The following is a 6,565-nucleotide window of genomic DNA, read 5'->3' as shown; positions in this document are numbered from 1 at the left end:
TCCTTCGCCCTGCTGCGGTCGCTGCCAATCAGCATCGTCCATGCCGGCCATGACGACAGCTTCGGCAAGGCCCGGCTGGACGCCATCATCGACGCCTACATGGCCCGCTGGCGCGCCGAGGGGCTGGTCGGGGGCTGAGGGCTGCTTTGCAGGCTCTTTCCTCGAAACTGTCATGCCCGGACTTGATCCGGGCATCCAGAGTCTGTCGACATCTTCTGGATTGCCGGGTCAAGCCCGGCAATGACAGTGGGTTTTGGGTGTCGGGCACCGCGCCCGGTCTCAAGCTTGCCAACTTCATCCAGATATATTGATCGTATCTATCAAGATTGACAATATATCGCCGCCATCCGACCTCTGCTGCACCTGCGAAGAGGAGATCGAGATGACGACAGGATTGGACGGCGTCGTCGCCGCCGAGACGGTGATGAGCCTGGTCGACGGCCAGCGCGGCGTGCTGGTGGTGCGCGGCATGCCGGTCGAGGACGCGGCGCGGCGGCTGGATTTCGAAGGCGTGCTGGCGCTGCTGTGGGACGGCTTCGCCGACATCACCGAGCTGAAGCCGCGCCTGGGCGCCGCCCGGCTGCAGGCCTTCGCCGAGCTGCCGCGGCTGCTGCCGGCCGCCGCCGGGCTGCCGCCGGTCGACGGGCTGCGCACGATGATCTCCGGCCTGGCGGATGCTACGGATGGCTCGCCGCTCGGCCCGGTCGCGGCCATGCCGGTGTTCCTGGCGGCGCTGGTGCGCCAGGCCCGGGGGCTGGCGCCGGTGGCGCCCGATGCGACGGCCGGGCACGCCGCCGACCTGCTGCGCATGCTGGCCAATGCGCCGGCCGATTCCAGGCTGGTGCGGGCGCTCGACGCCTATCTCGTCACCGTGGCCGATCACGGCCTGAACGCCTCGACCTTTGCCGCCCGCGTCGTCGCCTCCACCCGGGCCGGGGCAGTGGCTTCGGTCACGGCGGCGCTGGGCGCGCTGAAGGGGCCGCTGCATGGCGGCGCACCGGGGCCGGTGCTCGACAAGCTCGACGCCATCGGCAGCGCCCAGGCGGCGCCCGGCTGGATCGAGGCGGAGCTGGCGGCCGGGCACCGGCTGATGGGCTTCGGCCACCGCATCTACCGCACCCGCGACCCGCGCGCCGACGTGCTGAAATCCGTGGTGGCCGGCCTGTCCAGCCCGCGCATCGCGCTGGCCGAGGCGGTGGAGCATGCGGCCCTGGCGGCGCTGCACCGCCACAAGCCGGACCGGCCGCTCGACATCAATGTCGAGTTCTATACGGCGCTGCTGCTCGACGCGGTCGGGCTCGACCGGTCGCTGTTCACCCCGGTCTTCGCCGTCGGCCGCGTCGCCGGCTGGACCGCGCATATTCTGGAGCAGGAGCAGACCGGCCGGCTGCTGCGGCCGGACAGCCGCTATGTCGGTCCCGAGCCCAGCCTGGCGGCCTGATCCTGGTCGGCGCCGGGCGGTGTATCCGCCGCCCGGGCTGCCGTTTCGGCATGGCGCGCCAGATCGATCAGCAGCGCCTGGTCGCGCCGCGCCTCGTCGATCGTGTTGCGCGGCGCGGCGGCGCCGGTGATGGCGGCCCAGAAGCCGGCCAGCTCGCGCTGGAACGCTTCCTCGAAATTCGGCCGGATCGTCGTCGTCTCCAGCCCCCCGGCGGCGCCGCGGCGGATCGTCAGCCGGGTCGGGTGATGGTTCAGATAAGGGGCAGGGAACACCAGCTCGACGATCTCGTCCTCGAAATACAGGGCGATGCGCTCGGTGTAGTCGGGCACGGCCGGGATCTCGACATGGGTCATGGTCCACAGCGCCCGGCCGTCGCGCAGCTGCACCGCTGCCTGGCCGCCGACACCGCCGGCGAAGATCGTCGCACCCAGCACCGGCCCGGTCGCCAGGTCCATGGCGCCGAGCAGGCCGTGCACCGCGTTGACGTCATGCACCAGGGCGGAGCAATAGGCCGAGGCGAAGCCGCGGAACACCGTCTCCTGCGGCACGAAGCCCAGCGCCGCCTCGACCTGCTCGCGGCGACGGCGGGCGGTGTCGTCGCGCAACGCCTGCGGCAGGTCGTCGGCCGCCGTCAGCCGGTGATGGCCGGTGAACGGGGCGGCGTCGGGGTCGTTCACCTCGACCGAGATGTAGCGCAGCCGTGCGCCCTTGCCGGCAACCAGGTCGACCGCCGCCTCATAGGCGGGATCGAACCGCTTCATGTAGCCGACCTGCAGCACCCGCCCGGTGCGGCGGCGGATCGCGGCCAGGGCGTCAATCTCGGCCAGGCCGTAGCACAGCGGCTTCTCGCACAGCACATGCAGCCCGGCCTTCAGCGCCAGCCCGGCCAGCTCGGCATGCCAGGGGTCGGGTGCGGCGATCACCAGCGCGTCGAGACCGAGCCCCAGCAGATCCTCCGCCCGCGGCACGGTGGCGACGCCGAAGCGGCCGGTGATCCCGGCCCGCACGGCGGGCGACGGGTCGCTCACCGCCGTCAACTCGAACAGATGGCCCAGCGCCAGCAGGTTCGGGATGTGCTCGACCTGGGCGATCAGGCCGCCGCCGGCGACACCGATCTTCAGACGGTCCGTCATCACCGTGCCTCCGTCGCCTTGCGGCGGATGTAGTTGTTGAACAGCACGGCCAGCAGGACCATCAGGCCGAGGAAGACCATGAACCAGTCGCTGTCGATGCCGGTGTAGAAGATGCCCATCTCGACGGTGCCGAACACCAGCGACCCGAACATCGCGCCGATGGCGGAGCCGTAGCCGCCGGTCAGCAGATTGCCGCCGATGACAGCGGCAATCACCGCCTCGAACTCCTTCTGGGTGCCGCGCAGCGTGTCGGCCGACCCCGATTCCAGCACCTGGATGGTGGCGAACAGGGTGGCGGCGCAGGCGGTGCCGATGAACAGCAGGATCTTCACCCGCGCCACCGGCACGCCGACGCTGCGGGCGGCCTGGGCATCGCCGCCGACCGCGAAGATCCAGTTGCCGAACCGCGTCCGGCTCAGGATCCAGGTGGCGACGGCGGTGATCGCGACCCACCACAGGATCGACATCGGCAGGCCCTGCACCATCGGCACTCCGTCCGGCCGCAGCGGCACGACGCCGATCTGGCCGAGCCAGCGGAACAGCCCGCCGGCGAATTTGCCGCCGAACAGCCACACCGTCTCGGTCTCGGTCGTGCCCTTGGTGATGTAGGGGATCTGGGTGCGGCCGGTGATGGTGCGGGTGACCGCCAGCGACAGGCCGCGCAGCACGAAATACCCGGCCAGGGTGACGATGAAGGAGGGCAGGCCGGTGCGCATCACCAGCAGGCCGTTCGCCGCCCCGACCAGCACGGCGAAGCCGAAGGCGATGACGATCGCCAGCCAGATCGGCAGGCCGAACTGCATGGTGCACAGGCCGATGACGATGCCGGCGAAGCCGACCATCGAGCCGAGCGACAGGTCGAATTCGCCGCCGATCATCAGCACCGCCACCGGCACTGCCAGGATGCCGAGCTGGGCCGACACCTGCAGGAAGTTGGTGATGCCCAGCACGCTGAACAGGCCGCTGTCGCCGGCGGTGACGGCGAAGACCAGGAAGACGAAGACGGTGGCGCCGAGGGCGCCGAGCTCGGGCCGGCGCAGGGTGCGGGCGACCGCCCGGGCCAGGCGCCGGTCGCGGAGTTCGACCCGGGATGGGGAAACGGTGCTGTCCATGCGGCGGCCCCTCGTCAGCGGATGCCCTGCTCGCTCAGCGCCTTGACCGCGCCGGCCTCGGCCTTGGTGACGAAGGACGGGCCGGTGCGGATCGGTGCCTGCGGCAGGGTGCCGTACATCGCCTTGCCGGCCAGCAGCACGACCGGCAAATAGCCCATCAGGTATTGCTGGTTGTCGATGCCAAACATCATCTTGTCGTCGGTCAGCGCGTCCAGCACCTCGGGCGAGATGTCGAAGGTGCCGAGCTTGATCCGGCCGGCATAGCCGCGCTCGTCCATCATGGTCAGCATCGGCCCGGCCAGGGTGGTGCCCAGCAGCATCATGCCGTCGGTGCCGGGGTGGGCGGTCAGGTAGCCTTCGACCCGCCTGGTGGCGTCGGTCGGGTCCAGCGTCACCGCCACCACCGTGGCCTTGCCGCCCGATTTGGCCAGCCCGTCGGCCAGGCCCTGGCAGCGCTGGTCCTGGCTGACATTGCCGACCTCGTGGTTGACGCAGACCGCGTCCTTCACCCCGGCGGTGCCCATCAGCGCCCCGGCCTTGACGCCGTTGTCGTATTCCGAGCCACCGCCGACGAACAGGTCGAGGCCCCAGGGCTGCACCTGCTCCTCGCCGGTGTCGATCACGATGACCGGGATGCCGGAGGCCTTGGCCGCCTCGATCGGGCCCTCCAGGGCGGTGGCATCGGGGATCGACACGACCAGCCCGTCGGGATGCGACGCCGTCGCCGCCTCGATCATCTGGCCCATCTTGACCACGTCGAAGGTCGCAGGGGCCTGGTAGTCGACCGTGACCTTCAGCGCGCCGGCCGCGGCCATCATGCCGTTCTTCACCACGCTCCAGTAATTGTCGTTGGCCTGGCCGTGGGTGACGAAGACGATGCGAACCTTGTCCGGCGTCTTGATCTGGGCGGCGGCCGGCGTCACCGCGGCCAGCGCTGTGGCGACGGACAGGGCCGCGACGGCGAAGACGCGCGGCAGCGTGGCGTTCGATATCCCCATCATGATCTACCCCTCTGTCTGGTTGATCGCGTTGTTCTTGCTTCTTGCCGCACCCTGCGGGGCGCGGAGATCCCGGTATCAGGGCCAGGAGGACTCGCGGCCGAGATCGCGCAGGCAGCCGCGCCGGACCGGCAGTTCGTCGATCCAGGGCGCGCTGTCCGCCGCGCGCAGCACATTGTATTCCTCGATCCGGATCCGGGCGGATCCCGGCTCGATCGCCTCGATATCGCCATGGGCGTTGGCGTGCAGCGCCATGAAGGTCACGCCCGGGCCGATCTCGCCGAACAGGGTGCGGTACCGCTCGGCCGCCGGCTGGTCCGCCTGCCACGGCGTTTCCAGCACCCGGTCGACCAGCCCCCCGCCGGCCGCCTCGATCGCCGCCGCCCGTGCCTCATACTCCGCCGCCGGCACCGCGCCGAGATTGTGGACCGGGCCGTAGCTCTCGATCCGGCGCGGGAACAGCACCGGCACGCCGTATTCGGCGCCGAGCCTGACATAGGCATCGACGAATTCCGGGGCCAGCGCCGCGCCCTGATGCGCATCGAAATGGCAGGGCACCAGGCCGGCGCCGAAGAACGCGTCGATCTGCGCCCGCATCTCCGCCTCCACCGCCTCCGGCGCGGCATGGCGGCGGGCGTCCGCCGGGCAGCGGTGCAGATAGCCGTCGTCGTCGACCAGGCCGGAGGCACGGCTGGGCCGGGTCAGCGGCCGCCAGCGGTAATGCGCCTTCTCGGCGGTGAGGGTCAGGTGGACCCCGAGCCGCAGCGACGGGTCGCGGCTGCCGGCCTCGGCGATCTCCGAGAACCACGGGCAGGGCACCATGACCGAGCCGGAATCGCAGCGCCCGAGATCGGCAAGGTCGAGGAAGGCGATGTTGGCGCCGTGGCACATCCCGACATCGTCGATGTTGATCACCACCTGGGGGCGGCGGTCGGCGACAGCGAAGGAGGCCTGGATGGTCATCAGGGCTCGACCACCAGCCCCGCCGCGGTGGCGGCGGCGCGGAGGTTGTCATAGCCCATGCGGGCATAGGTGGCGGGATGGGCCTTGGCGGGGTCCTGCTCCGCCTCCACCACCAGCCAGCCGGCATAGCCGTGCTCGGCCAGCATCGCCAGCAGCCGGGGGAAGGGGATGGCGCCGTCGCCCGGCACGGTGAAGATGCCGTCCATGACCGCGGCCATGAAGCTGGCGTCGGCGGCGCGGGCGCGCGCCAGGACAGCGGGGCGGACATCCTTGCAGTGGACATGGACGACGCGGCCAATATGGCGGGCCAGCAGGGCCACCGGGTCGCCGCCGGAAAAGGCGCAATGGCCGGTGTCGTACAGCAGGCCGACCGCGGCGCCGCTGTGGTCCATCAGGGCGCCGATCTCGGCATCAGTCTCGACGATGGTGCCCATATGATGGTGGAAGGCCATGCCGACGCCGAAATCGGCCATCCGCTCCGCCAGCTGGGTGATCTTGGCGCCATAGGCCGGCCAGTCCTCGGCCGCCAGCACCGGCCGCTGCGAGATCGGACGGAAGATGCCGTCATGCCGGCCGCGCGAGGTGTCGGCATAGACGACGCGGGTCGCGCCCAGGTCGCGCAGCAGGGTCAGATGCGGCAGGATCGCGTCGAACTCCGCCGCCACCTCGCGCTCCAGGAGGCGGCCGTCATACCAGCCCGAGACCAGCTCCAGCCCGTAGGTCTTCAGCACGGCGTCGAGGGTGGCGCTGTCGCGTGGGAACTTGCCGCCCAGCTCGGTGCCGCGGAAGCCCGCCGCGCGGGTCTCCACCAGGCAGACCTCGAGCGGCGTGTCGCCGCCGAGTTCGGGCACGTCGTCATTGGTCCAGGTGATAGGATTGATGCCGATCTTCACGCTCATGGCAGGCGCGGCTCCAGCA

6 protein-coding genes are annotated in these 6,565 nt (G+C 70.6%); 1 reads left to right on the top strand and 5 read right to left on the bottom strand.

Annotation, left to right across the window (positions count from 1 at the left end; all coding sequences use genetic code 11):
• Positions 1-382 precede the first annotated feature (382 nt).
• Positions 383-1,441, top strand: a complete 1,059-nt coding sequence (locus AC3XYG_RS16790; RefSeq protein ID WP_489140995.1) for a citrate synthase — start codon at positions 383-385, stop codon at positions 1,439-1,441.
• On the opposite strand, the gene AC3XYG_RS16785 is transcribed toward AC3XYG_RS16790, so the two are convergent.
• The 5 genes from AC3XYG_RS16785 to iolE form a co-directional block, all read right to left on the bottom strand.
• A complete protein-coding gene (locus AC3XYG_RS16785) occupies positions 1,408-2,574 on the bottom strand; it encodes a Gfo/Idh/MocA family protein (protein ID WP_489140994.1) in 1,167 nt (388 codons plus the stop codon). The genes AC3XYG_RS16790 and AC3XYG_RS16785 overlap by 34 nt on opposite strands.
• Positions 2,574-3,686, bottom strand: a complete 1,113-nt coding sequence (locus AC3XYG_RS16780; RefSeq protein ID WP_489140993.1) for an ABC transporter permease — start codon at positions 3,684-3,686, stop codon at positions 2,574-2,576. Before AC3XYG_RS16780 ends, AC3XYG_RS16785 begins: the two co-directional genes overlap by 1 nt.
• Positions 3,687-3,700: 14 nt before the next feature.
• Entirely contained in the window at positions 3,701-4,687 is a 987-nt protein-coding gene (locus AC3XYG_RS16775) for a rhizopine catabolism ABC transporter substrate-binding protein (protein ID WP_489140992.1), read from the bottom strand.
• 75 nt (positions 4,688-4,762) lie between these two features.
• Positions 4,763-5,647: a ChbG/HpnK family deacetylase gene (locus AC3XYG_RS16770; protein ID WP_489140991.1), complete on the bottom strand. Its 885-nt coding sequence runs from the start codon at positions 5,645-5,647 to the stop codon at positions 4,763-4,765.
• Positions 5,647-6,546, bottom strand: a complete 900-nt coding sequence (gene iolE, locus AC3XYG_RS16765) for a myo-inosose-2 dehydratase (protein WP_489140990.1) — start codon at positions 6,544-6,546, stop codon at positions 5,647-5,649. The genes AC3XYG_RS16770 and iolE overlap by 1 nt, the downstream gene beginning before the upstream one ends.
• Between the last annotated feature and the right edge of the window lie 19 nt (positions 6,547-6,565).

The sequence above is a fragment of the Inquilinus sp. genome (assembly GCF_057815775.1).
This window is presented reverse-complemented; position numbering and strand designations above follow the sequence as displayed.

Coding starts and splice junctions, on each gene's coding strand:
- iolE (WP_489140990.1), bottom strand. CDS start 6,546: ATGAGCGTGAAGATCGGCATCAATCCTATCACCTGGACCAATGACGAC.
- AC3XYG_RS16790 (WP_489140995.1), top strand. CDS start 383: ATGACGACAGGATTGGACGGCGTCGTCGCCGCCGAGACGGTGATGAGC.
- AC3XYG_RS16775 (WP_489140992.1), bottom strand. CDS start 4,687: ATGATGGGGATATCGAACGCCACGCTGCCGCGCGTCTTCGCCGTCGCG.
- AC3XYG_RS16770 (WP_489140991.1), bottom strand. CDS start 5,647: ATGACCATCCAGGCCTCCTTCGCTGTCGCCGACCGCCGCCCCCAGGTG.
- AC3XYG_RS16780 (WP_489140993.1), bottom strand. CDS start 3,686: ATGGACAGCACCGTTTCCCCATCCCGGGTCGAACTCCGCGACCGGCGC.
- AC3XYG_RS16785 (WP_489140994.1), bottom strand. CDS start 2,574: ATGACGGACCGTCTGAAGATCGGTGTCGCCGGCGGCGGCCTGATCGCC.